Source organism: Halomonas sp. ND22Bw, assembly GCF_003011945.1.
GTDB lineage: Bacteria > Pseudomonadota > Gammaproteobacteria > Pseudomonadales > Halomonadaceae > Halomonas > Halomonas halophila.
On record NZ_PXWD01001147.1, the window covers coordinates 1 to 261 of the forward strand.

Genomic DNA, 261 nt, shown 5'->3' on the forward strand with positions numbered 1-261 from the left:
AGCTTCAGGCTGACCTTCATCGTCTGCGGCGATTTGGTGTTCAGCGTCGCCAGCGTCGCGCGCGCGAAATCGCCGTCATCCGCCGCCAGCGCCGCGAACACCTCCTCCAGCCGGTCGGACGCGAACAGCCGGTCGATATGCCCACGCTGCGCCAGGATCGCCGCCGCGCCCGGCTCCACCGACAGCCCGTCCAGCACCGCCGCCACATCGTCGGGCCGCGCCGCGATCGCCGCCTTGGCCTCCTCCACCCGGTCGGCGGGG

Annotated in this window: 1 protein-coding gene; it reads right to left on the bottom strand. The window is 72.8% G+C overall.

Going from position 1 to position 261, the window contains the following annotated elements; genetic code table 11:
* Positions 1-261: enoyl-CoA hydratase/isomerase family protein (locus CVH10_RS21770; protein WP_181244649.1), on the bottom strand; the 261-nt coding region annotated here is incomplete at both ends.